The 22,964-nt window shown below is 57.5% G+C and carries 21 protein-coding genes; 11 read left to right on the forward strand and 10 right to left on the reverse strand.

Features of this window, described 5'->3' with window-relative positions; translation table 11 throughout:
- Window positions 1-63: 63 nt before the first annotated feature.
- The 4 genes from GFR01_RS07955 to GFR01_RS07970 all read right to left on the reverse strand — a co-directional run bounded on the left by GFR01_RS07955 (window position 64) and on the right by GFR01_RS07970 (window position 4,968).
- Window positions 64-1,620: a carbohydrate porin gene (locus tag GFR01_RS07955; RefSeq protein WP_099181984.1), complete on the reverse strand. Its 1,557-nt coding sequence runs from the start codon at window positions 1,618-1,620 to the stop codon at window positions 64-66.
- Window positions 1,621-1,920: 300 nt separating this feature from the next.
- Window positions 1,921-3,330 (reverse strand): ABC transporter permease, encoded by a 1,410-nt coding sequence (locus GFR01_RS07960; protein ID WP_099181985.1) that lies wholly within the window; start codon window positions 3,328-3,330, stop codon window positions 1,921-1,923.
- 3 nt (window positions 3,331-3,333) lie between these two features.
- On the reverse strand, window positions 3,334-4,197 hold the full coding sequence (locus tag GFR01_RS07965; RefSeq protein ID WP_099181986.1) for an ABC transporter ATP-binding protein: 864 nt from the start codon (window positions 4,195-4,197) through the stop codon (window positions 3,334-3,336).
- Window positions 4,198-4,302: 105 nt separating this feature from the next.
- The gene (locus tag GFR01_RS07970; RefSeq protein WP_099181987.1) at window positions 4,303-4,968 is read right to left on the reverse strand and encodes an alpha/beta hydrolase; all 666 of its coding nucleotides are present in this window, start codon (window positions 4,966-4,968) and stop codon (window positions 4,303-4,305) included.
- A 137-nt stretch (window positions 4,969-5,105) separates the two neighbouring features.
- Here GFR01_RS07970 and GFR01_RS07975 point away from each other — a divergent pair, with 137 nt between their 5' ends.
- The 5 genes from GFR01_RS07975 to GFR01_RS07995 are packed head-to-tail and all read left to right on the forward strand — an operon-like array spanning window position 5,106 to window position 9,426.
- Window positions 5,106-6,203 carry a cysteine desulfurase family protein gene (locus tag GFR01_RS07975; protein ID WP_099181988.1) on the forward strand — a complete coding sequence of 366 codons (1,098 nt, stop codon included), beginning with the start codon at window positions 5,106-5,108 and terminating at the stop codon, window positions 6,201-6,203.
- Window positions 6,200-7,348: a cysteine desulfurase family protein gene (locus GFR01_RS07980; protein WP_099181989.1), complete on the forward strand. Its 1,149-nt coding sequence runs from the start codon at window positions 6,200-6,202 to the stop codon at window positions 7,346-7,348. Before GFR01_RS07975 ends, GFR01_RS07980 begins: the two co-directional genes overlap by 4 nt.
- Window positions 7,349-7,364: 16 nt before the next feature.
- Window positions 7,365-7,679 carry a ferredoxin family 2Fe-2S iron-sulfur cluster binding protein gene (locus GFR01_RS07985; protein ID WP_063903279.1) on the forward strand — a complete coding sequence of 105 codons (315 nt, stop codon included), beginning with the start codon at window positions 7,365-7,367 and terminating at the stop codon, window positions 7,677-7,679.
- Between the two features lie 5 nt (window positions 7,680-7,684).
- The gene (gene mnmA, locus GFR01_RS07990; protein ID WP_099181990.1) at window positions 7,685-8,767 is read left to right on the forward strand and encodes a tRNA 2-thiouridine(34) synthase MnmA; all 1,083 of its coding nucleotides are present in this window, start codon (window positions 7,685-7,687) and stop codon (window positions 8,765-8,767) included.
- Between the two features lie 2 nt (window positions 8,768-8,769).
- On the forward strand, window positions 8,770-9,426 hold the full coding sequence (locus GFR01_RS07995; RefSeq protein WP_099181991.1) for a glutathione S-transferase family protein: 657 nt from the start codon (window positions 8,770-8,772) through the stop codon (window positions 9,424-9,426).
- A 15-nt stretch (window positions 9,427-9,441) separates the two neighbouring features.
- On the opposite strand, the gene GFR01_RS15715 is transcribed toward GFR01_RS07995, so the two are convergent.
- Window positions 9,442-9,657, reverse strand: coding sequence for a hypothetical protein (locus tag GFR01_RS15715; protein ID WP_167384215.1), 216 nt, complete (start codon window positions 9,655-9,657; stop codon window positions 9,442-9,444).
- A 158-nt stretch (window positions 9,658-9,815) separates the two neighbouring features.
- Here GFR01_RS15715 and GFR01_RS08005 point away from each other — a divergent pair, with 158 nt between their 5' ends.
- The 5 genes from GFR01_RS08005 (at window position 9,816) to GFR01_RS08025 (ending at window position 15,487) form a co-directional block, all read left to right on the forward strand.
- Window positions 9,816-10,901 (forward strand): DNA topoisomerase IB, encoded by a 1,086-nt coding sequence (locus GFR01_RS08005; protein WP_099181992.1) that lies wholly within the window; start codon window positions 9,816-9,818, stop codon window positions 10,899-10,901.
- Window positions 10,902-11,039: 138 nt separating this feature from the next.
- Window positions 11,040-12,293 carry a cation:proton antiporter gene (locus GFR01_RS08010; RefSeq protein ID WP_099182137.1) on the forward strand — a complete coding sequence of 418 codons (1,254 nt, stop codon included), beginning with the start codon at window positions 11,040-11,042 and terminating at the stop codon, window positions 12,291-12,293.
- Between the two features lie 256 nt (window positions 12,294-12,549).
- A complete protein-coding gene (gene ahpC / locus GFR01_RS08015) occupies window positions 12,550-13,113 on the forward strand; it encodes an alkyl hydroperoxide reductase subunit C (protein WP_099181993.1) in 564 nt (187 codons plus the stop codon).
- Window positions 13,114-13,213: 100 nt separating this feature from the next.
- Window positions 13,214-14,794: an alkyl hydroperoxide reductase subunit F gene (gene ahpF, locus GFR01_RS08020; protein ID WP_063903287.1), complete on the forward strand. Its 1,581-nt coding sequence runs from the start codon at window positions 13,214-13,216 to the stop codon at window positions 14,792-14,794.
- 27 nt (window positions 14,795-14,821) lie between these two features.
- Complete coding sequence (locus tag GFR01_RS08025; RefSeq protein WP_099181994.1) at window positions 14,822-15,487, forward strand: LysE family translocator; 666 nt, start codon at window positions 14,822-14,824, stop codon at window positions 15,485-15,487.
- A gap of 4 nt (window positions 15,488-15,491) precedes the next feature.
- On the opposite strand, the gene GFR01_RS08030 is transcribed toward GFR01_RS08025, so the two are convergent.
- From GFR01_RS08030 to GFR01_RS08040, 3 genes are all read right to left on the reverse strand, one after another.
- Window positions 15,492-15,899 carry a GNAT family N-acetyltransferase gene (locus GFR01_RS08030; RefSeq protein WP_099181995.1) on the reverse strand — a complete coding sequence of 136 codons (408 nt, stop codon included), beginning with the start codon at window positions 15,897-15,899 and terminating at the stop codon, window positions 15,492-15,494.
- 69 nt (window positions 15,900-15,968) lie between these two features.
- Window positions 15,969-18,659, reverse strand: a complete 2,691-nt coding sequence (gene acnA, locus GFR01_RS08035; RefSeq protein WP_099181996.1) for an aconitate hydratase AcnA — start codon at window positions 18,657-18,659, stop codon at window positions 15,969-15,971.
- A gap of 33 nt (window positions 18,660-18,692) precedes the next feature.
- The gene (locus tag GFR01_RS08040; protein WP_099181997.1) at window positions 18,693-19,715 is read right to left on the reverse strand and encodes an isocitrate/isopropylmalate dehydrogenase family protein; all 1,023 of its coding nucleotides are present in this window, start codon (window positions 19,713-19,715) and stop codon (window positions 18,693-18,695) included.
- Window positions 19,716-19,820: 105 nt separating this feature from the next.
- Here GFR01_RS08040 and GFR01_RS08045 point away from each other — a divergent pair, with 105 nt between their 5' ends.
- On the forward strand, window positions 19,821-20,753 hold the full coding sequence (locus GFR01_RS08045) for a LysR family transcriptional regulator (RefSeq protein ID WP_099181998.1): 933 nt from the start codon (window positions 19,821-19,823) through the stop codon (window positions 20,751-20,753).
- On the opposite strand, the gene GFR01_RS08050 is transcribed toward GFR01_RS08045, so the two are convergent.
- On the reverse strand, window positions 20,750-21,832 hold the full coding sequence (locus tag GFR01_RS08050) for a zinc-binding metallopeptidase family protein (protein ID WP_099181999.1): 1,083 nt from the start codon (window positions 21,830-21,832) through the stop codon (window positions 20,750-20,752). The two genes, GFR01_RS08045 and GFR01_RS08050, sit on opposite strands and share 4 nt — an antisense overlap.
- 38 nt (window positions 21,833-21,870) lie before the next feature.
- Window positions 21,871-22,725: a transglutaminase family protein gene (locus GFR01_RS08055; RefSeq protein WP_099182000.1), complete on the reverse strand. Its 855-nt coding sequence runs from the start codon at window positions 22,723-22,725 to the stop codon at window positions 21,871-21,873.
- Between the last annotated feature and the right edge of the window lie 239 nt (window positions 22,726-22,964).

A 22,964-nucleotide genomic window follows, 5' to 3' on the forward strand; every position in this document is an offset into this window, starting at 1 on the left:
AAGTTCGGTCGATCTGAAATGAATTTTGGGAATATTTCACAATCACTTATCCGTATTGGGATCTTAGAAAGTAATTCCAGTCTCAAAATCCAGTATCAGTGGATTTTTGTACCGATTTGTTCCGCCTGTGCTCCAGATGTACTGGGCTCCCGGACGAATCAGCAGCCAGGGGGTTGGGCGCCAGCCGTAGTTCAGTTCGATCGCATGTTCGCCGCTTGGGCGGTAAAGCCCTGTGGCACCATCCTTCTGGAGTTGCGCGACCCAGTTGCTGATCTTGGCGTTGACCCAGAGGAACTTCATGCCAAGGCTGACCGTATCGTCCGGGCGGTTTTTGAATGTTCCTTTGCGGGTGAGGCCCCAGTCCACGAAATAGGGGGCGACAGCGGTTCTTGGATCGCCCCATGTGAAGGAGGCGAAGAACGACGTGCCACGATGGGAGTCCGCCGCGTCTCGTTGAAGCATCCGGTCAAACTGGAACCAGCCACCGAAGCGCCCACGTACTTTTGCTGTAGGCGCACTAACTAGATAGTTACTAGGAATTTCAAACAATCCATACTGGGAGTATACGTTGTTGACCTGCGACGTATCCCAGTAGCCGCCGACCTTGATGTTGGTCTGGAGAGGCCCGCTGTAGTCGTCCTTTCCGCCTTGATGCCAGACAAGCTGGAACGGCAGGAATGTTCCGGTTGCGCCATGGAGGTTCAGCTTCCAGCCATTATGCGTGTTACCGATCGTCGGGTCGGCGGAATAGACGCCGAACTGGATGGAATAATGGTCGTTACCCGCCGGATAGAATTTTACCCACGCGCCGGGATGGGCGGTTGGGTAGTAGCCGTAACCAGAGTTGTAGGCGATGGATTGCGGCATGCCGCAGATCGCGTTGGTCTGGAACTGGCAGTAGTTGTTCATGCCCCAGTACATGGACCATGTTTCGAAGTCGGTTTCGGAATTAATTTCACCCACCGTTGTCGCGACGTAGCGGTTCCAGTGCATTTCCCATGACAGCAGGGACAGGCGCACTGTAGGCGAGCCGTAAATTTCCTGCGGGCTGTTCAGGGCCGGGAGTTTGGCGCCAAGTCCCTGTCCTGCACGGGAGGTCACGATGAAGTGGAAGAGGCCAATGCTGTAACCAGTTAGTTTCTTGAGGTCGAAATCGAAATTCAGGCCGATTTCGTGCGCATACCTCACGTTCTGGGATTTGCCGCCCATAGGGTTGCCGGCTGAATCCTGAAAGTAATGACCTGTGATGTTGACGCCCTTGTCTGTCAGCCATGGTCGCCAGCCACCCCAGTTTCCTGTCATGGTGCTCTGCTTCATCCAGTCATGCAGGCTTGCTGGCAGAAAGCCTTCGTCGGTCGTCGCAGACTGTGACAGGTCACTTGTTCCTGGCCCCGCGGGTGTCGGGGTTACAGGTTTGGGCGCGGGCCGGATGGTTCGGACGCGGTTCCTGGCATTGCTTTTCTGGTGAAGGGATTGCGGGTTTGATGATCCTGCATGTCCTTCCGTCGTGCCTGTTGATGAGGTTTGGGCATGTGCCTCACCGGATATCAGCGTGACCCCTGAGGTCATGGCGCAAACCAGCCCCAGGGATGTCACCCATTGTCTCGCAAACACCTGCATAATTTTAACGGCTGTGAACCGTGCCCCATTATCTGTTCGGGCGAATGGTCAAGTCCATTTCCCTGAGCGGGCATATTTCATGATAAATAATGACTGTTGAATGACAAGAATGAGAGGTTTTTGACAGCGGGTCAGGTGTAGACCCCAAGAAATATTACGACATAAAGTTGATATTATTTTTTCGCAGTTCTGAGCGGGGAAATATTTTGAAAATAATCAACGCCAATATTTATCACGCTTCTGTGTGTCTGGTGGACATTATATGCGGTTGCGTGCCGGTGGATGGGTTTGGATGCTCCCTCACTCGTTGTCGTAAGGCCAGTCTGACCGGCTGATCCGATAGGGGGCAAAGAGATAGCTGAGAAATCCTAGGACAAGCGCTGTGATAGCCAGATACGCGGCATTTCTGAGGCTCAGCAGGAAAGGTGAGCAGAGCTGGATCAGGAGGACCGGGGCGAGGTTAAAGGCGAAAACAATCGATTTTGCCGGGGAGCGTAACAGCAGGAATGGCAAGGCAGAGCAGAGGGTCATGCCAACGGCCAGGACGATCAGGTCCAGCGCGTAATAAAAAGCAGTGGTAGGAAGAAGCGGTTTCAGGACAGCATAAGGCACAACAAGGCTGAGGACACGGATCGGTGTGACAATCAGCATGCGGGCCAGTTTGGCTTTGAAAACTGCCTGTACGAACTTTATCCGGCTTCCGAACCGCCCGGTGACGAGCAGAAGAGGCCAGTGTTGTCGGTCCAGCAGCCATTTGTCCCCGATCACCAGCATGACGCAGCCCGTGCCAACGGACTTAATCCATGCCGCGCCGAAACTGCGATGGGAAAGAAAGGCCTCTATCATTGCAAAGACCGACAGGAACACGGGGATGAGGATCAGGCTTATCAGAATATCCGTTCTGAAAGTAACAGGGGCAGTGGGGGCAAGAAGCATCTGACGGAGCTGATAGGGCGTCAGGGGTTTCTGCGCGGAGGGTTCTACTGGGCCGGAGCGCGTACTTTCTACTGGAAGAGGCTGCTTATGCACAGATGGTGAAAGTGACTTGCTGTCGTGCAACCGGTTCGGGAGAGACAGGATACTTCCGATCAGCCCGATAAACAGAAAGATGCTGGCAGGGATGGTCAGAACAGCCGGCCGTGTCAGCATCCAGTAGGCAGCATTTGAAACGAATATCAGTGCAAACTGTCCCACCATCAGAGCTATGCCGAAGAAAAGAATGGCGCCCCCTTTTTTGCCAGATTGTTCACGCGGGGGGGCATACCACTGCACAGCGTAGGGAATGGCGTTGAACAGGATAAAGAACAGGGCGTCGTGAAACGGAACCGGGAGCAGACTCGTCAGACCTGCAAAACCCAGAATGGTAACGCTGGCAACAATGCTCGCGGCTCGGGCTTCGGCAAGCGCCAGCCCTGGAATGGAAGGAGCCTGAGACCCGCCGATCTGGTTGTTCGCATGAAGCTGAAGAACGCTCTGGACGAGCATAATGACCAGGATGGCATTGAAAATATTGGCGTGTGACAGAGCCTGCGCCAGTGTTTCATGCCTGAGCAGAGCATGTATATTCCAGAGCGTCACTGCAGCAGCGACCACCCAGCACGCGAGCATAAGCAGCATATAATTGCTGCGCAGGAACGTCGCGGTGAAGTAAAGGCCAAGCGCCCTGCGCAGATCCGACCATTCCAGCGGGGAGAGACGAAGCGATGCCATGGATCAGGCAGCCCGTGTGGCGGTGATTTCAAGGAAGGCATCCTCGAAATCGGGTACGGAAATCGTTGTCCCTTCAGGCAGGATGACGTCTTCAGACCATCCATGCACCAGCAACCCCGTTTCGCGCTGTCCGATGATCTGGAGGGGAAGATCATTGAGGATGTGTGGTGTCGCGTGATCCAGCCAGCGCGTTGTGGCGCGGAACACATTGGTCGGGACATCCAGCACCAAGCACCCTTGACGCAGGAATAGCAGGCGGGAGCACAGGCGTTCCAGATCGGAAAGAATATGCGAGGAAATCAGAACGCTGGCCCCCGTGCGGCGCGCATAGTCTCCAAGCAGATTCATGAAATCCCGTCGGGCGTGCGGGTCCAGACTGGCGACGGGTTCATCCAGCACTAGAAAGTCCGGTTCGTGACGCATGGCCAGCAGGATTGCGAGGCGTTGGCGCTGACCTCCGGAGAGGCTTTTGACAATTTTCTTGGGATCCAGATCTGCCCAGCGGAGAAGGGCCGGGTCAATTGGTGGCAGCCTACCGTAGAACGCTCCAATGTAATCAATGAGCTTGCCAACGGTGAACGCCCCGAACCCCGTCATGGTTTGAGGAACGAAACCGGTTTTGGCGCGCAGGTCTCTGGGAAGGTCCAGAACGTTCTGACCGAACAGGTCCACTGACCCCTTATCCGGTACAAGGAAGCCCATCAGGCACCCGATAAGTGTGGACTTTCCCGCACCGTTTCTTCCGAGTAGCGCAACGGTCTCGCCGGGTTCCACAGTGAACGACACGCCATCAAGAGCTGTGAAGCTGCCGAAGCGCTTGGTGAGGTTCGTCACTCGGACAGGGAGGACGTCTTGCCGGATGTTCATGTAACGATCGTTACATAATGTATATGATCCAGCAAGAGCTCCAAAAGAAAAGGCCCGCGTCCCGGAGGGCGCAGGCCTTTTTCTTCATAAGACTGTCAGATTTGTTCAGTCAGCAGCCAGTGCGAGAGCCTTGCGGCCGCGCATGGTCATGACATGATCCTCCAGTGCTTCACCAACGCGGTCAGCCTGTTTGGCGAAGATATGGTCGGCATCGTCGAAGATACGATAATCGACCGTCACGTTCTTCTGCGTGTTCAGCTTGTCTACCAGTTTACGGATACCCGGCTCTGGTGCCATTTCGTCTTTGCCGCCGGCAATCATCAGGCCGCCGCAGGGGCATGGCGCGAGGAAGCCGAAGTCATAGTCATTGGCAGGAGGCGCAACGCTGATCCAGCCACTGATTTCCGGACGACGCATGAGAAGCTGCATGCCGACGAACGCACCGAACGAATATCCTGCGATCCAAAGTTCGCTGGAGTTCGGGTTGACCATCTGCATCCAGTCAAGGGCTGCGGCTGCATCGGAGATCTCGCCGATGCCACCGTCATAGCGACCCTGCGAACGGCCAACGCCGCGCGAATTGTAGCGCATGACCGAGAAGCCCATCTTCTCGAAATGGCGATACATCGTGTAGGTAATGCGGTTGTTCATGGTGCCGCCGTGGAGCGGATGGGGGTGCAGCACCAGGGCGAGGGGAGCGTTTGGTTCGCTGGAGTGGTGGTAACGACCCTCAAGCCGGCCATCTGGGCCGGCGAACATCACTTCAGGCATGTATACTCTCGCTCTATGTCCGGCAGGATTACGGCCCTGCCTTCCGGTGGGCGTCTGTATATCGAGTTGAAAGCCTGAATTTCCACCAAAATCGACTCGGGATTGCGATTCCTGCAACTCTGCACGATCTAGGGAACATGACGAACGCATCTGCTCCGACCTATCTTGACGCCAATGCAACCGAGCCTCTGCGCCCCGCGGCGAGGGAGGCTGTGCTGGAAGGATTGATGCTGTCTGGCAATCCGTCTTCCGTCCATGCGGAGGGGCGTGAGGCCAGACGGTTTCTGGAAAATGCCCGGAGCCAGATCAGTGCCGGTTTTGGGCGGATTTCCGGGACTTGCGTGTTCACGTCCGGGGGGACGGAAGCGGATGCGATGGCCATTCATGCGTTCGGGCGTGGGCGGCGCATCCTGATCGGCGCCACAGAACATGACGCGGTGCGCAAGGCGGCTCCTGAAGCAGACATTATTCCTGTGAACGGACAGGGTGTTCTGGACCTTGAATATCTACGGAAAAAACTGTCCGATGGTGTGCCGACATTGGTGTGTGTCATGTCCGCCAACAACGAAACCGGTGTCCTTTCACCGTTGCGCGATGTGGCAACACTCTGCCGCGACTCGGGTGCGCATCTGCATGTGGATGCTGTTCAGAGTGCCGGACGCATTCCGTTTGAATTGACGGAGTGCAGTGTCGCCCTGTCGGGTCACAAGATGGGTGGTCCGAAGGGAGCGGGTGCGCTGCTTTTACCGCAGGATGAGCCGATTGATGCGCTGATGATCGGTGGAGGGCAGGAGCGTGGACGGCGTGGGGGCACACAGCCGCTGCCCGCAATTCTCGGTATGGCCGCTGCGTTTGAAGAGGCACAGAAGCAGGATTGGAGTCATGTTGATCGTCTGCGGGAGCGTGTTGAGCAGGTAGCTATGGAATCTGGGGCGCGTGTTGCCGGACGTGGGGCGCCGCGGCTGCCGAATACCAGTTGTCTTATTCTGGATGGTGTCGCCGCTCAGGTGCAGCTTATGACGCTGGATCTGGACGGATTTTGCGTGTCCGCGGGTTCGGCATGCTCGTCCGGAAAGGTTTCGGCATCGCATGTTCTGACGGCCATGGGCGAAACGACAGGCGCCAGTCAGGCCATTCGCGTGTCGTTGCCCTGGGATGTGCGGGAAGAGCAGGTTGAGGCGTTCTGTGCGGCATATGAGCGCATGGCAGCGCGTCTGCGGAAGGCCATCTCATGATTTATCTGGACTACTTTTCGACCACGCCCTGCGATCTGGCTGTCGTGGACGCGATGCTGCCGTGGTTTGCCGAGGATTATGGCAATCCGCATAGCGCGCACGGACCGGGACAGAAGGCAGCTCAGGCTGTGGAGCACGCACGGCAGAATGTGGCTGATCTGTTGGGGGTGGAGGCGCGCGAACTGGTGTTCACGTCTGGTGCGACGGAAGCCAACAACCTCGCCATCAAGGGGGCTGTTCGGCATTTCAGGCGGATGGGTGATGAGCGACGCCGGGTTATTACGGTCGCCACAGAGCATAAATGCGTTCTGGAATCTGTTCGTGATCTGGAATCGGAAGGGTTTGAACCTGTCGTTCTGGGTGTAGATTCCCAAGGGCGGGTTGATCTTGCTGCGCTTGAGGAGGCTCTGGCGGTGCCAACGCTGCTCGTCAGCATCATGGCCGCCAATAACGAGACCGGTGTGTTGCAGGATATTCCGGCTCTGTCACGAATCGTGCGGGGGGCAGGCGCCCTGTTTCACACCGATATGGCGCAGATGGCCGGGAAGCTTCCCGTCTCGTTGGCGGACGTCGATCTGGCGTCTTTTTCCGCTCACAAGATGTATGGTCCGAAAGGGATTGGCGCGTTGTATGTGCGGCGTCGGCCCCGTGTTCGGTTGCAGCCCCTTTTTTCGGGTGGGGGGCAGGAACGGGCGTTTCGTTCGGGGACGCTGCCCACACCTCTGGTTGTTGGTTTCGGGAAAGCAGCGGAACTGGCCGCGCAGAGACTGGAGGCTGATATTCAGCAGATTTCTGCACTGCGCGACGATCTCTGGAGCCAGATTAAAACGGCGCTCCCGGACTGCGCACTGAATGGCGGCGAGGCTACGCGATTACCGGGTGGGCTGAATATCTGTCTGCCGGATGGCGTTCGGGCAACAGACATCCTTGAACGCGTTCCGGAGGTCGCCATGTCTACGGGATCGGCCTGCTCGGCCGCGGAAATTACCCCGTCCTATGTGCTGACGGCGATGGGACTTTCTGCAGAGAAAGCATCGCGGTGCTTGCGCCTGTCGGTCGGACGCTCTACCTCCAAGCCCGGTATTGACCGTGCGGCGGCTCTTTTGATCGAGGCTGTCCGTACCTGCCAACCTTCAAGAGACTGAAAAAGACGGACAGCCCATGCCCAAGATGACCTTTATCGAACGTGACGGTTCCCGCCGTGAAGTTGACGCCCCTGTCGGCCTGTCGGTGCTGGAAATCGCCCACAAGCACGACATTGACCTTGAAGGTGCCTGTGAGGGTTCGCTGGCCTGCGCCACCTGTCATGTGATCGTGGACCCGGAATGGGCTGGCAAGCTGTCCGAGCCGACCGACGATGAAGAAGACATGCTCGATCTGGCGTTCGGCCTTGAGCAGACGTCCCGTCTGGGCTGCCAGATTGTCATGACCGAAGATCTGGATGGCCTGACCGTTCAGCTTCCGAAGGCGGGCTGAAGACCATGCGTATCCTCGTTGCCATGTCGGGAGGCGTGGACAGCTCCGTAGTGGCCGCGCTTTTAAAACGGCAGGGCCACGAGGTGATTGGCGCGACACTCCAGCTTTACGATCACGGTCAGGCGTCAAAGCCGGGCGCGTGCTGTGCCGGGCGCGACATCATGGATGCGCGCGCCGTGGCGGATAAGCTGGGCTTCCCGCATTACGTTATTGATGCGGAAAGCCGCTTCCGGGACAGTGTGATCGAGAACTTTGCGGACGCCTATGCGCGCGGGGAAACCCCCGTGCCGTGCGTGGCCTGTAATCAGGGCGTGAAGTTCACTGATCTTCTGGGCATGGCGCGCGATCTGGGCTGTGAAGCCATGGCGACCGGGCATTATGTCCGTCGTGTGGAAGGCCCGGATGGCGCAGAAATGCACCGCCCCGTTGATGCGGAGCGGGACCAGACCTGGTTCCTGTTCGCGACGACGAAAGACCAGCTCGATTACCTGCGCTTTCCGCTTGGCGAAATGCCGGACAAGGCGCATGTGCGGGAACTGGCGCAGGAACTTGGGCTGGAAATCGCGGCCAAGCCGGACAGTCAGGATATCTGCTTCGTCCCGAGCGGGTCTTACGTCGATATCGTAGAAAAGCTGCGGCCCGAAATTCGGGGTGAGGGCGAAATCGTGGATGAACAGGGCAATGTCCTTGGTCATCATGAGGGCGTTGCGCGCTATACGGTCGGCCAGAGTAAGCGTCTCGGAGACATCCATACGGCTGTTGGCGAGCGCCAGATGGTGACGCGGATTGATGTGCCCAAGCGTCGGATTGTCGTGGGACCTCGCGTTCAGGCGACTGAAGTCGAGACCCGCAAGACGATCCGTTTGCGAGATATGAACTGGCTGATGGATGCGCCCCCTGAAGGCGTGTCCTGCGGCGTGCAGATCCGTGCCCGTGAGAAGCTCCGAGATGCGGTTGTGAAGCCATTGGCGAACGGTGAGGCGCTCGTGGAGCTTCTGGAGCCAGCTATGCCGGCACCGGGGCAGGCCTGTGTTCTGTATGATGGAAGCCGTGTTCTGGGCGGCGGGTTTATTCTGGCGGGAGCATAAGAATGGCTGGCACACTTCTTATCGGATCAAGGCGCTACTCTTCCTGGTCCCTGCGAGGCTGGCTGGCCGTCAAGCTGGCGAAGCTGGATGTGGACGAGAAGGTCATTGCGCTCAAGGGCGGTGGCAAGACCACGGAAATCCACGCGCTGTCTCCCAACAAGCTGGTGCCGTATTTGCAGCATGACGGCGCGCATGTCTGGGAAAGTCTGGCGATCTGTGAATACTGTGCCGAGTACGAGCCCGGTCTTTGGCCGCAGGACCGTGTGGTACGCGCCCACGCTCGGAGCATTAGCGCGCAGATGCATGCCGGTTTCCGCCCGATCCGGCAGAACTGCCCGATGGATGTGGAGCGCGTTCCTTCACCCCTGGCAGAGATCAGCGAAGATCTTGCCAAGGATGTTGCCCTGTTGAGCGAGACGCTGGAGGGCGCGCTTCTGCGGTCTGGTACGGCCACGCCTTATCTTTTCGGTGACAGCCTGACCGTTGCGGACTGCATGTATGCGCCTGTCGCGATCCGCATTCACACCTATCAACTGGATGTCGATCCGGCCGTAAAGACATGGGTGCAGACGCTGTTGGCGCACCCACTGATGCAGGAATGGTATGCTCTTGCAGTGGCTGAGCCTGCCGAATGGCGGCTGTCTTACGAGGACAAGTAAGGCCTGCGGTTTCGTTCAGTGATGGACGAAGCCCATTCCGGTTTGCAGCGCGGTGCGGAAGACGTCTGACCAGATGCTGTTGTTGCCGCCCCGTCCTCCGCCTGGTCCACCTGCCGTTTGGGTATAAGGCGCACCATCACTTCCATCGGCAGTTTCCGACATATCGGACGGTGTGTGTGATGCACAGCTTGCGAGCAGGAGCAGGCCGCATCCCCACAACAGTCGTTTCATGACGGCGTTTTCCCTGTTCTGAAAAGAGTTCGCTTCTACGTCGCCTGCGACACGGTGGCTGTCATGTCAGGAAGTATCAGGAACCGTAAGCGGATCTGACGAAACTCCCGTTCCTGAAGCACGCTGTTACAGACGGACGGAGAGGGAACGGTAGAAACGTGACAGCAAAACTTTCACCAGAGCAGAAACAGGCCAGACGCGCAGGGCTTCACTACGTTGACCGCACTGAACCCGGCATTACACGTAGAAGAGCGGGTAAGGGGTTTGCTTATTATGATCCTACTGGAAAGCGCATTGCCGATCAGGACGTCATTAGCCGCCTGAAACGTCTTGGTATTCCTCCAGCGTATCGCGATGTATGGATCTGTGCTGATCCGGACGGGCATTTGCAGGCCGTAGGCACGGACGCGCGTGGACGGTTGCAGTATCGCTATCATCCCAAATGGCGCCAAACGCGGGATTTTGCGAAGTTTGATCGCATGCTGGTGTTCAGCGAGAAGCTTCCGGCGCTCCGGGCACAGGTTGCGAAGGATCTGGCACGTAAGAAGCTGGACCGGGACCGGGTTCTGGCTGCCATTGTCTTCATCATGGAGCGCACCATGGCCCGGATTGGCAATGACCGTTATGCACGCGAAAACCGGAGTTACGGCCTTACGACCCTTCGTCACCGGCATGTGGATGTCAGTGGGAAGCATGTCACGCTCGACTTCCGTGCCAAGCATGGCATTGAGCAGCATCTGGACCTTTCTGATGCGCGTCTGGCACGGCTTGTTTCCCGGCTGGAAGATCTGCCGGGGCAACGTCTGTTTCAGTATCTGGACGAAGACGGTGCGCGGCATGATGTGCATTCGCAGGACGTGAACGAGTATCTTCAGACGGTGACTGGCGAGGAGATTACAGCGAAGGATTTCCGAACCTGGGCTGCTACGCAGCTTGCGGCCGTTACGCTTTGTGCGTTCAATGACTACGATACGAAAGCGAAAGCCAAGAAACAGATTGTCGAGGCTGTGAAATCCGTGGCCGCCCGGCTTGGCAATACGCCTGCCGTGTGTCGGAAAAGCTATATCAATCCCTGCGTGGTGGATGGCCATCTGGATGGCACGCTTCGGGCAGCGTTCCAGAAAAGGGCGAAGGATGTTCTTGAGGCGCCGGAGCATGGATTGTCTGCTGAAGAAGCTGCTGTCACGGGCTTCCTGGCGAGCCGACTGTCACATCTTCAAAATAATGGCGCGGTAAAACCCTGAACAGCGATATGTTGAAATCTTACGGTTGAAACTCTGCCTGTTACAGAAGCTTTCTGTGTCTGACAGTGAATGTAAAAATGCGCCCTGATGAATGTTCAGGCGGGCGGCGGGAAGCTAGGGCATGATGGAGCAGGGCAGATGAATTCACTCGGACTTTTTGCGTTGCTGATGGTTGGGGCAACGTGTTTTGGAGTTCTGAACGAGCGTCTGCTCAAACTGCCCATGACAATCGGCATTCTCCTGATCTCCATGGTCATTTCGATGCTGGTCATGCTGATCAATCCGCTGATCCCCGGCTATGACCTTCAGCACATTCCCCGCTCCCTGCTCGGGCAGGTCAATCTGCCTGAAACCTTTCTCGAAGGGGCGCTTTCCTTCCTGCTGTTTGCGGGCGCCATGCAGGTCAATCTGGGGCTTCTGCTATCGAGAGGAAAAGCGGTCGCAGCACTGGCAATTTTTGGCACCGTACTGGCTGTGGCTCTTCTGGCCGGCGCGGCCTGGCTTGTTTTCCCGCTGTTGGGGATGAATGTGCCCTTCAGTTGGTGTGTGGTTCTTGGGGCCATTCTTGCACCGACAGATCCTGTGTCCGTGGTGGGTATGTTGCGTCGGCTTGGATTGCCGGACTCCTTACAGGCGGTCTTTGCTGGCGAAAGCCTGTTTAATGACGGCGTAGGTGTCGTGATTTTCGGGACAGTGATCGGAGTGGCAACCGGCGAGGTCCAGAGTGTGGCCATGATGGATTTTGTCGTACGGTTTTTGATTGAAGCCGTCGGAGGTGGCTTGTTGGGAGGCGTGACGGGCTGGCTCACCCTGAAAATCATTCGAGGCGTGGAGGATATGCAGATTGACCTCCTTGCTTCGCTGGCGCTTGCCACGGGGACGTATAGCCTGGCCAGCGCCTTCCATATGTCGGGCCCAATTGCGGTCGTGGTTGCAGGCATGTGGCTGGCGACCGACGCGGGAAAACGCGCTATTCCCGAGCGTTCCCGGCAGGAGCTGACGACGTTCTGGGGGCTGATTGACGAAATCCTGAATGCCCTGCTGTTTCTGCTGATTGGCTTTGAGCTTCTGGAGATCACGCCGCATCTTCCCAATCTGGTCGCAACCCTTCTGATCATCCCACTGTCTGTCATCGTGCGCGGACTGAGCGTCTTTCTCTCGACAATGCCGGTTCATCTTCAGCAGGGGGAGCGCGGAAAGGCTCTCGGTGTTTTGACCTGGGGTGGGCTGAGGGGGGGGATTTCCGTGGCGTTGGCTCTGGGATTACCGCCGGGTGAACTTCGGGAAACGCTGCTTCCGGTTTGCTATGGTGTCGTGGTCTTTACAATCGTCGTGCAGGGGCTGACGATGGAAAAGGTGGTCAACCGGCTTTATCCCAAGAGCACCAGTTGAAAAATACCTGCCGACCATGTCTGGCAGATGACAAACAGACCGGCAGGAGTACGACTGAATGACGACATTAAAGCGCGCAATGGGCTTGAAGGTCTGGTCAGCGGCTCTGATATAAGATAGGTAGTGGTGATTGGGGATTGATCTGTATTCGGTCTGACCGATCAATCATATTGACAGGAACTGTTTCCTGTCCCTCTCATTCTGTGGGACATAGGTTCCGCAACACAACACGAGCGACAAAGCAGGAGACCTTCTGATGGTTCGCATCAATTCGCCGCTGGCACCCTTCTCGACCGACGCATTCCGCGACGGCAAGTTCCTGACCGTCACGGACGCAGACGTCCGCGGCAAGTGGTCCGTTTTCTTCTTCTATCCGGCTGACTTCACGTTCGTCTGCCCGACGGAACTGGAAGACCTCGCTGACAACCAGGCTGCTTTCGACAAGCTGGGCGTTGAAATCTACGCTGTCTCCACAGACAAGCACTTCACGCACAAGGCCTGGCACGACACGTCCCCGGCAATCGGCAAGATCAAGTACACGATGCTTGGCGACCCGACGGGCACGATCTCCCGCAGCTTCGGTGTTCTGATCGAAGAAGCTGGTCTGGCTGACCGCGGTACGTTCCTGCTCGATCCTGAAGGCAAGGTTCAGTACATCGAGATCACGGCTGGTGGCGTTGGCCGCTCCGCGACCGAACTGCTCGCCAAGATCGAGGCTGCACAGTACGTCGCAAGCCACCCGGGTGAAGTCTGCCCGGCCAAGTGGAAGGAAGGCAGCGCAACGCTGAAGCCGTCCCTCGACCTCGTCGGCAAGATCTGATCCTGCCCGGTGAGGCAGGACAGCCTCACCATCCTCCTGCCTCTCCTGGAGAGGCAGGATTTTAACAAGAATTTTTCTTACAAAAACGCTGGAGAAAACGATGCTTCAGGACGACCTGAAAACCCAGATGCGCGCCTATATGGAGTACCTGCGGAGCGACGTCGTGCTCGAAGCCACGCTTGGCTCTGACGACCGCTCTGTTGAAGTACGCGGATTGCTGGAAGATATTGCCAGCCTGTCAGACAAGGTGACGTTTTCCGACGCCGGAACAGCATCGCGCCGCCCCTCCTTTGTGATCCGCCGTGCCGGTTCCGTAGAACAGGTGACGTTTGCCGGCCTGCCTATGGGACATGAGTTCACGTCTCTGGTTCTGGGTCTGCTTCAGGTTAGTGGGCATCCGCCCAAGATCGAGGCCGATCTTGTTGAACAGATCAAGGCGCTGGACGGGGACTTCCATTTCGAGACGTATTTCTCCCAGTCCTGCCAGAACTGCCCGGATGTTGTGCAGGCTCTGAACGCCATGAGCGTTCTCAACCCGAAGATCCATCACACAGCGATTGATGGCGCGGACTTCCCGGAAGAAGTGGAACGTCTGGGTATTCGCTCCGTCCCGCAGGTCTATCTGAATGGGGAGCCATTCGCATCTGGCCGTATGGAAGTTGCGGATATTCTCGCCAAGCTGGACGCCTCTTCCGTTGAGCGCGCTGCTGCGAAGCTGAAGGATGTGGCACCATTTGATGTGCTTGTGCTAGGTGCTGGCCCTGCTGGTGCGTCGGCTGCTATTTATGCTGCGCGTAAAGGCCTGCGGACGGGGCTGGTGGCTGATCGTTTTGGCGGGCAGGTCATGGATACGGCTGGGATTGAGAACTTCATTTCCGTGAAGGAAACGGAAGGTCCTCAGTTGGCCGGAGCGCTGGAAGCCCATGTGCGCCAGTATGATGTGCAGATTATTGCCTCCCAGAAAGCTGCGAAACTGGTTCCGACAAAGCAGCCGGGTGGATTGCACGAGATTGTTCTGGAAAGCGGAGCGACCCTGCGGTCCAAGACGATTATTCTGGCGACAGGCGCGCGCTGGCGTCAGCTTGGCGTCCCTGGTGAGGAAGAATATCGCACGAAGGGTGTAGCCTATTGCCCGCATTGCGACGGCCCGTTCTACAAGGGACGGCCGGTTGTCGTGACTGGCGGCGGTAATAGCGGCGTGGAAGCTGCGATCGATCTGGCCAATATCGTGTCCCATGTCACGCTTCTGCAGCGCGGTGCACATTTGAAAGCCGATAAGGTTTTGCAGGACAAGCTGTTGAGCCTGCCAAACGTCACGGTTCTGATGAGCGCGCTCACCACGAAGATCGAAGGCGATGGCAAGGAAGTCACGGGTCTGACTTACAGCGATGCGGATGGTGGTCTGCATCACATCAAGACAGATGGTGTGTTCGTGCAGATCGGACTGCTACCGAACACGGACTGGCTTAAGGGTTCTCTGGACCTGAGTCCGTATGGCGAAATCGTTATTAACGACCATTGCGCCACGTCCGTCCCCGGGATTTTCGCGGCTGGTGATGCGACGACTGTGCCCTACAAGCAGATCGTGATTGCGATGGGTGAGGGGGCAAAGGCATCTCTTTCCGCCTTTGATTATCTGATCCGTATGCCGGCTGTTCAAAAGGAAGTTGAACTGGCCTGATCAGGGATTGGGGGGCAGAAGAAGCGAGTGTATGGTCTGGCCATGCATCCCTATCTGCTTCCCCTTCTTGCGTTTGCTGCCACCGCAGCGATCTTCACCATTACCCCCGGTCTTGATACGGCCATGACCTTGCGAACAGCCACGACATCGGGCTGGAAAGCCGGGTTGGCAGCCGTTCTGGGGATCTGTCTTGGGCTTGCTGTCTGGGGGCTGGGTGCGGCCTTCGGCCTGACGGCCTTGCTGGCCGCTTCGGAAACAGCTTTCACGGCTGTTAAGTGGGCAGGGGCGCTCTATTTGGGATGGATGGGCATCAAGCTATTGCTTCATCCTCGTTCTTCCCTTGCCCATGAACAAGAAGAAGCTGCTGCCGGGCAGCTGACAAACCGCCCGGAAGCTGGGGCCGCGTTCCGCCGTGGTCTGCTGAGCAATCTGCTCAACCCAAAAGTCGGCGTGTTTTACATGACGTTCATGCCGCAGTTTATTCCGCCGCACGTCAATGTTCAGGAGTTTTCTTTGCTCCTCACGGCCATTCAGGCAGTCCTTTCCTTCGCATGGCTTGGGCTGCTGGTCGCGCTGACCATTCCGCTTGGGCGGTTTTTGTCGAGTCCTGTTGTGGTGCGCCGTATGGACCGTCTGACCGGCGGCGTCTTTCTGCTGTTCAGTCTGAAACTTGCTTTGGCACGCCGGGCCTGAGTTGTCAGACTGTTCTGGGAAGAACAAAAGCCCGATCTGTCTGAGGCATCCCGATATGCTGATAAAAGGACACAGCGTCAGGGGCGGCAATCAGGATGCAGGCACATTCCGGGCCTGCATGATCCTGTGTTGTCGCGATCAGTTTTTTGCCAATGCCATGACCCTTGTAATCTTCATGCACAGCAAGATCTGACAGATAGCAGGCATAGGCACCGTCCGTAATGGAGCGTGCTATTCCAACGAGTTCTCCGCTCTGACTATCCCGTGCCGTAACCGTCAGGTTTGCACCATCAAGCATACGCTGCAGGCGCGCGAGGTCATCGACGGGCCGACGCACACCTAGGCCTGATTTCCGTAATAGATGCGCAAATTCTTCGGCAGACGGTACGGCTCGATCATAAAGAATGGTCATGGGGTAAGGTCTTTGCCGGTCGAGAGAGACCCTGACGATCTGGACGAAGCAGATCGTCAGAGGTGAAGCTCAGGCTGCTGCCATGCCGCGCAGGACATAAGGTAGGATGCCGCCATGGCGGTAATAGTCGGCCTCGTCTACGGTATCGACACGGCAGAGCAGGGGAACCTGCTGCTGGCTGCCATCCTGACGAGTGATGGTCATGATCAGTGTCTTATGGGGCGTCAGGTCCTTGATGCCCGCAATGCTGATCGTCTCGGTCCCATCCAGCCCCAGGGTTTTGCGGGTTGTGCCGTCCTCGAACGTCAGGGGGAGAACGCCCATGCCGACGAGGTTTGAGCGGTGGATGCGTTCGAAACTTTCCGCAATCACAGCTTTGACGCCGAGCAGACGCGTGCCCTTGGCCGCCCAGTCTCGGGACGAGCCCATGCCGTATTCCTTCCCACCGAAGACGACGAGTGGTGTGCCTTCTTCGGCATAGCGCGTGGCGGCGTCGTAGATCGGCATGAGGGTTCCATCGGGCTGATGGCGTGTCATGCCGCCTTCAGTTCCCGGTGCCATCTCGTTGCGGATGCGGATGTTGGCGAATGTGCCTCGCACCATGACGCGATCATTGCCACGGCGGGAGCCGTAGGAGTTGAAATCCTTGACCGAGACCTGATGCTCCTGAAGGTATTCACCTGCGGGGGAAGATGCAGCGATGGAACCCGCCGGGGAGATATGGTCCGTCGTGATGTTGTCACCCAGCAGAGCCAGAACGCGGGCGCCGGAAATATCGGTCGGGTTCTGGGGATCAGCCTTCAGGTCCGTGAAGTAAGGCGGGTCCTGCACATAGGTTGAGCCGGGCTGCCACTTGAAAGTGGCGGACTCGCTGGCAGATCCGAGAGCCTGCCATTCCGGCGTGCCTTCGGTGATGCGGCTGTAGCGATCCACGAAGGCTTCCCGCGTGACAGCCGTGCCGACGAGTTCGGCGACTTCGTGGTTGGACGGCCAGAGGTCCTTGAGATGCACGGGCGTTCCGTCCGGTGCATGGCCCAGAACCGCCGTTGTAATATCCTGTCGCATGGTGCCAAGCAGGGCATAAGCGACTACAAGCGGGGGGCTGGCAAGGTAGTTCGCGCGGACGTTCGGCGAGATGCGACCCTCGAAGTTGCGGTTCCCTGAAAGAACGGACGTTGCAACCAGATTATGGCCTTCAATCGCATCAACCAGCGGCTGGTCCAGCGGGCCGGAGTTGCCGATGCAGGTTGTGCAGCCATAGCCTACGGTTTCGAAGCCGAGCGCATCAAGGTCAGCGGACAGGCCAGCGCGATCCAGATAATCCGTCACGACCTGAGAGCCGGGAGCGAGGGATGTCTTGACCCAGGGCTTGGGCTTGAGGCCAAGCGCACGCGCTTTCCGGGCGACCAGACCAGCCGCCACGAGAACAGCGGGATTGGACGTGTTGGTGCAGGACGTGATGGCCGCAATGACGACGGAGCCATGCTCCAGCGCGTAATCCGTTCCGGCGACCGGAGCGGTGACGATGGTGTTTTCCGGTTTGACGCCGAGCGTTTCTGTCAGGGCCTTCTCGAAAGCCTCGGAGGCCGAGCGGAGTTCAACACGATCCTGCGGGCGCTTCGGACCAGCAAGAGATGGGGTGACAGTGCTGAGATCCAGTGAGAGCGTGGATGAGAAAACTGGCTCTGGCGTGGAAGCATCACGGAACATGCCTTGCGCTCGCAGATAGGCTTCGACAAGTGCAATCCGGTGTTCATCCCGGCCGGTCTGGCGCAGGTAATCCAGTGCCAGTGCATCAACGGGGAAGAAGCCACAGGTCGCCCCGTATTCCGGGGCCATGTTGGCGATGGTTGCGCGGTCGGCAACGGGTAGGTGGTCCAGCGCAGGACCATAGAACTCGACAAATTTCCCGACAACGCCCTTGGCGCGCAGCATTTGCGTGATGGTCAGGACAAGGTCTGTGGCCGTGGTGCCTTCAGGAAGTTTGCCGTCCAGGCGGAAACCGACGACATCCGGAATGAGCATGGAAATCGGCTGGCCGAGCATCGCGGCTTCGGCTTCAATGCCCCCGACGCCCCAGCCCAAAACACCCAGACCATTGACCATGGTGGTGTGGGAATCCGTTCCATACAGCGTGTCCGGATAGGCGTAGGTCACGCCGTCGATCGTGCTGGTCCAGACGACCTGGGACAGGTATTCCAGATTGACCTGATGGCAGATGCCCGCACCCGGTGGCACAACGCGGAACTGGTCGAACGCCTGCTGGCCCCAGCGGAGGAATGCGTAACGCTCGCCATTTCGTTCGAATTCCAGCGATACGTTCTGCTGAAGGGCATCCGCACGACCTGCCACATCCACCATGACGGAATGGTCGATCACGAGATCCACGGGAACGAGCGGGTTGACCTTCCGCGGGTCGCCGTTGAGGGACAGGATACCGTCGCGCATGGCGGCCAGATCGACAACGGCTGGAACGCCCGTGAAATCCTGCATCAGAATGCGGGACGGCTTAAACGGTACTTCCTGCGTGGAACCGGCATAACGCAGCCAGTCCGCGATAGCCTGTGCATCTTCCACCTTGTAGCTCGTGCCGTCCGTAAAGCGCAGGACGTTTTCAAGCAGAACCTTGAGGCTGACAGGAAGACGGGAAATATCCCCGATCTTCTCCGCGGCCACGGGAAGGGAGAAATAGCGATAGGTCTGTCCGTCAACGGACAGGTCGCGCTGGCTGCCCAGAAGATCGTGTCCAACCTGTTTCATGATGTCTGTATCCCTGCTGGTCGTGTCGTCTGTTCAGTGAATGGCGCGCAGGAGGGCCTGCGTAACGTCTTCTGTCGTGGCAGTGCCGCCCAGATCGCGGGTGCGGACGCCGTCCGTCGTCAGGATCTGCTTCATGCCGCCATCAAGGCGGGCAGACAGATCCTGACGTCCCACATGGGCCAGCATCATGCTGGCGGCCATCATGAGCGCCAGCGGATTGGCAACACCCTTGCCAGCAATATCCGGGGCCGATCCGTGGACGGCCTCGAACACAGCCATCTTCTCTCCAATATTGGCTCCCGGAGCCATGCCCAGACCGCCTACGAGGCCAGCTGTCAGATCGGAGAGGATATCACCAAACAGGTTGGTTGTGACGATAACATCGTAGTTTTCCGGCTTGATGACGAGTTCCATCGCGCAGGCATCGACAATACGTTCTTCAAGCTCGATGCGGCCTTCATATTCGGCAGCTACGCGGCGGCCTTCGTGCAGGAAGATTCCGCTGAGGATCTTGAGAATATTGGCCTTGTGAACCAATGTGACCTTCTTGCGGCCATTTTTCACAGCGTATTCGAAAGCGAATCTTACGATACGATTACATTCCGCACGTGTGTTGAAGCCTGCGCCATAGGCTACGGCTTCCGGGTCATCGCCCACGCGCATGTAGTGTTCCATGGCGGCATAAAGGCCTTCGACATTCTCGCGGATCACGACCAGATCAACATTGCTGTAACGGCCGCCCGGCACAATTGTTTGCGTTGGGCGGACATTGGCATACAGGTCAAACTGCTGACGGAGGGTCACATTGATGGAGCGGAAACCCTTGCCGACCGGCGTTGTTAGCGGGCCCTTGAGAACCAACCCCGTGCGGGCAATGCTGTCGAGCGTGATGTCCGGCAAGGCGCTGCCCTGATTTTCCAGCGCGCCCATTCCGGCATTCTGATGATCCCAGACGAAGGGTGCGCCCAGCGCATCCAGTACAGTCGTGACAGAGGCCATGATCTCAGGTCCGATACCGTCACCGGCGATGAGCGTGGCGGGAATTTTGTCGGTCATGGCGTATCCTGTCTGTCCGTGCGTAGAAGGCGTGCGGACTTTAGAGGCGAAAACTGCTAGGTCCAATATTTCGTTGCAGGTTTCATCATACCTTAAAGGTATCGCATGGTTGAGTTACGTCATTTCCGCGCCGTTGTGGCTATTGCCGAAGAGGGAAACCTGACGCGGGCGGCAGAACGGCTGGGGATTCAGCAGCCCCCTCTGACGCGGATGTTGCGCTCCTGCGAGGAGGCGATGGGCGTTCAACTTTTTGAGCGCCATGCCAAAGGCATGCGTCTGACGGCTGCCGGGCGCAGCATGCTCAAAGGTGCGTATGATATTCTCGATCGGGTTGATGAGACGGTTGAGGATGTGAGGCGGGTCGTACGGGGCGAAAGTGGCGAACTCTCTGTTGGTTTTACCAATTCGGCCATGTGTCATCCCAGCTTGCCAGCCGTATTGGGGCACTTCAGGGAGAGTTGGCCGGATGTGACGCTGAGCCTGACAGAGGGAAATTCCAGTCAGCTTCTTGGGGCTTTGCGCGATGATCTTGTGGATGTGGCGTTCGTGCGTGCCTCCATCCCGGATGTATCGGATGTGATGGTGGAACTGATTCTGGAAGAGCCGATGGTGGTGGCTGTTCCCAGGGCGCACCCACTGGCTCTCAACCCCCCAGCAGAGGGGCTCAGGCTGGCGGATCTCGAGAACGAAGACTTCATCCTCTATCAGAGCCAGTATAACAACGGCCTCTACAAGACGATTGTGGATGCCTGTCTGGGTGCCGGATTTATGCCCAATATTCGGCAGAAAGGCCCGCAGCTTATGGCGGCGCTCAGTCTGGTGGCCGGAGGGCTGGGTATTTCTGTCGTGCCACACTCGATGCAACAGCATCATGCGGGGCAGATTACGTACATCCCCCTTTCATCCCGAACGGCTCTGACGGCACCCGTCTATCTTGTGTACCGGTCTGTGCGAATGACGGGTGCCAAGCTGTACTTTATTCATCAGGCGCGTCAGATGCGGACGCGCCAGTTCGGGGGAACTAAAGCTGCGTCTTAACGAAGGGCCTGTGTTTCCCGGATCAGGGCGTGAATGAATGCCAGCTTCTCCCGTACACCTAAAGTCAGGACAAACGGGTAAAAATCAGCCAGCCCCATGGATCGGTTGAGGCTGTTGACGGCAGAGGTCAGCGGAACCCAGGCATCCATGATCTCGTCAAAAGTCGCGGTTAGATACGGGTCATTCATCGGGCCGTCCGTCGACAGGGTGGATGGATCTGGGATGCCCGGATGGATCGTGACGCCGTAAGCCCAGGCTGTTTCGAGAGTGGAGACGATGTGCAGGTAGTGGGCCCATGTCTCGGCAAAGTCTTCCCATGGGTGGGATGTGGCGTAGCTGCTGACGTGGCGTTCGCGCCAGTCTTCCGGAGGGGGATTGTTATAATGGCGTTGTAGGGCTTCCTGATAATCCTGACTGTCATCTCCGAAGATGGCGCGGCAGCTTTCCAGACGCCCGGCATCGCGCACCAGAACATTCCAGTAATAATGGCCGATTTCGTGGCGGAAATGGCCCAGAAGGGTGCGGTAATATTCGCCCATTTCCACGCGCATGCGCTCGCGTTCGGCGTCATCGGCTTCCCGGATTGCAAGCGTGATAAGACCGTTGTTGTGGCCTGTCATGACTGGCGCTGAACCGTCGGGGGCATCATCGAGAAAATCGAAAGCAAGCCCATTATCCGAATCTTCCCGCCAACTGCGGATCGGAAGTTTCAGGCGAAGCAGCGTGTAGAACAGACGATGCTTGGCGACTTCGATTTTTCGCCACCGTTCAAGGTTTTTCGGATCTTCCAGATTGGGAATGGTTCGATTGAAGCGGCAGGCGAAACAAATGGGAGGCTGGCCTGTCTGGCTTGGAGTTGTGAGCCAGTTACAGGCGCCATGATCATGATTGGAGCAATAAACGAGTTCTGCATTCCGAACCTGTGGTTCCAGAGGGTGCCACCGGCCGTGCCCCGCAGGTTCAAGGGCCGTCAGCGCGGAGAGGCCGGGAAGATACCCAACCGGATGATGGCAGGACTCACATGCCGTATTTTCGAAATACAGAGCCTGCTGGCAGCACTGACACGAGAAAAGTTTCACAGTTTCGGCACCTTTGCAGCTCTTGCCGAAGCATGATGTCAGGTATTCGCCACTTCATGCAAATGCTGCGCTTCCATCAGGACGTCAAAACGTGCCTGACAGTGATCCAGCAGCCCTGAAACTGGAGCTGCGTCTTCCGGCGTGGCGGAAACGGCAAGAGGAATGTGGTTCTGCGCCGTGATCAGACCGGATGTAGTGTCAAAGCCAAACCAGCCCCGTTCCGGGATCAGAATCTCCGCCCAGGCGTGCAGGTCGCACGTCAGAGGATTGGATTCTGTGTTCTGGAGAGCGGACTGGATGAGATATCCGGAGACAAACCGGGCAGAAAAGCCAAGGTGTCGGGCCAGAGCGATCAGGAGCCATGCACTGTCCCGGCATGAACCCGTCTGTCGCGACAGTGTCTCAGTAGGAGACCAGATGCCCGGTTCCATGCGTGTCTTGTAATGGAGAAAAGCGGCGAGCTTCCGGTTGAGCCAGATTAGGCGATCCAGATCAGTTTCTCCCGAGGTGGAAAAGTCGCCATTGAGGAAAGTATCCAGAACGGACGCGTCAGAAATAGGCTGCCTGTAACTGGGCTTCTGATCTGCCGTAATGTCCGAAAAGGGGAGGCGTGTAATGGTAAATGGATCATACGGGGTCAGATCAACCGTCATCCGGACTTCAATGTCGAAATGCGACATCTGCTTGGTAAAAACTGCTTCGGCTACTGTGTTGTCGTACGTGTCCTGGCGCCAGATAAGCCTGCCGTCAGTGGGCCCGATATTGAGCGCATAGGTCAGGACAGGATTGTGTGTTCTCGCAGGGGGGCGAAGGCGAATGGTCTGTGGGCCGAGAAACACAGGTCGATCATAGCGATAGGAGGTGTGATGACGAAGCATCACGGCCGTATTCATTCTGGCCTCTGTCCTGAATGCAATCGCATGGTTGTCTGCTCCTGAACCCCTGACCTGTGAGGGGTATAATCCCTGATCCTTCTCTTATCGTAACAGGAAGAGCGGGAACGGCAACTCTCCTGATATGATCAGGAAAAAACAGAACTGCTCTGTGCTTTTAACGCTTGGCAAACAGGGGGGAGTTGATAGGTTAATAAATAATCGTAATGATCCGGCCGGGTATGCTTCATACAATTGTC

Origin of the sequence: Gluconobacter frateurii, assembly GCF_002723955.1 — a bacterium.
GTDB lineage: Bacteria > Pseudomonadota > Alphaproteobacteria > Acetobacterales > Acetobacteraceae > Gluconobacter > Gluconobacter frateurii.

Coding starts and splice junctions, on each gene's coding strand:
- GFR01_RS07955 (WP_099181984.1), bottom strand. CDS start 1,620: ATGCAGGTGTTTGCGAGACAATGGGTGACATCCCTGGGGCTGGTTTGC.
- GFR01_RS07960 (WP_099181985.1), bottom strand. CDS start 3,330: ATGGCATCGCTTCGTCTCTCCCCGCTGGAATGGTCGGATCTGCGCAGG.
- GFR01_RS07965 (WP_099181986.1), bottom strand. CDS start 4,197: ATGAACATCCGGCAAGACGTCCTCCCTGTCCGAGTGACGAACCTCACC.
- GFR01_RS07970 (WP_099181987.1), bottom strand. CDS start 4,968: ATGCCTGAAGTGATGTTCGCCGGCCCAGATGGCCGGCTTGAGGGTCGT.
- GFR01_RS07975 (WP_099181988.1), top strand. CDS start 5,106: ATGACGAACGCATCTGCTCCGACCTATCTTGACGCCAATGCAACCGAG.
- GFR01_RS07980 (WP_099181989.1), top strand. CDS start 6,200: ATGATTTATCTGGACTACTTTTCGACCACGCCCTGCGATCTGGCTGTC.
- GFR01_RS07985 (WP_063903279.1), top strand. CDS start 7,365: ATGCCCAAGATGACCTTTATCGAACGTGACGGTTCCCGCCGTGAAGTT.
- mnmA (WP_099181990.1), top strand. CDS start 7,685: ATGCGTATCCTCGTTGCCATGTCGGGAGGCGTGGACAGCTCCGTAGTG.
- GFR01_RS07995 (WP_099181991.1), top strand. CDS start 8,770: ATGGCTGGCACACTTCTTATCGGATCAAGGCGCTACTCTTCCTGGTCC.
- GFR01_RS15715 (WP_167384215.1), bottom strand. CDS start 9,657: ATGAAACGACTGTTGTGGGGATGCGGCCTGCTCCTGCTCGCAAGCTGT.
- GFR01_RS08010 (WP_099182137.1), top strand. CDS start 11,040: ATGAATTCACTCGGACTTTTTGCGTTGCTGATGGTTGGGGCAACGTGT.
- ahpC (WP_099181993.1), top strand. CDS start 12,550: ATGGTTCGCATCAATTCGCCGCTGGCACCCTTCTCGACCGACGCATTC.
- ahpF (WP_063903287.1), top strand. CDS start 13,214: ATGCTTCAGGACGACCTGAAAACCCAGATGCGCGCCTATATGGAGTAC.
- GFR01_RS08030 (WP_099181995.1), bottom strand. CDS start 15,899: ATGACCATTCTTTATGATCGAGCCGTACCGTCTGCCGAAGAATTTGCG.
- acnA (WP_099181996.1), bottom strand. CDS start 18,659: ATGAAACAGGTTGGACACGATCTTCTGGGCAGCCAGCGCGACCTGTCC.
- GFR01_RS08040 (WP_099181997.1), bottom strand. CDS start 19,715: ATGACCGACAAAATTCCCGCCACGCTCATCGCCGGTGACGGTATCGGA.
- GFR01_RS08045 (WP_099181998.1), top strand. CDS start 19,821: ATGGTTGAGTTACGTCATTTCCGCGCCGTTGTGGCTATTGCCGAAGAG.
- GFR01_RS08055 (WP_099182000.1), bottom strand. CDS start 22,725: ATGAATACGGCCGTGATGCTTCGTCATCACACCTCCTATCGCTATGAT.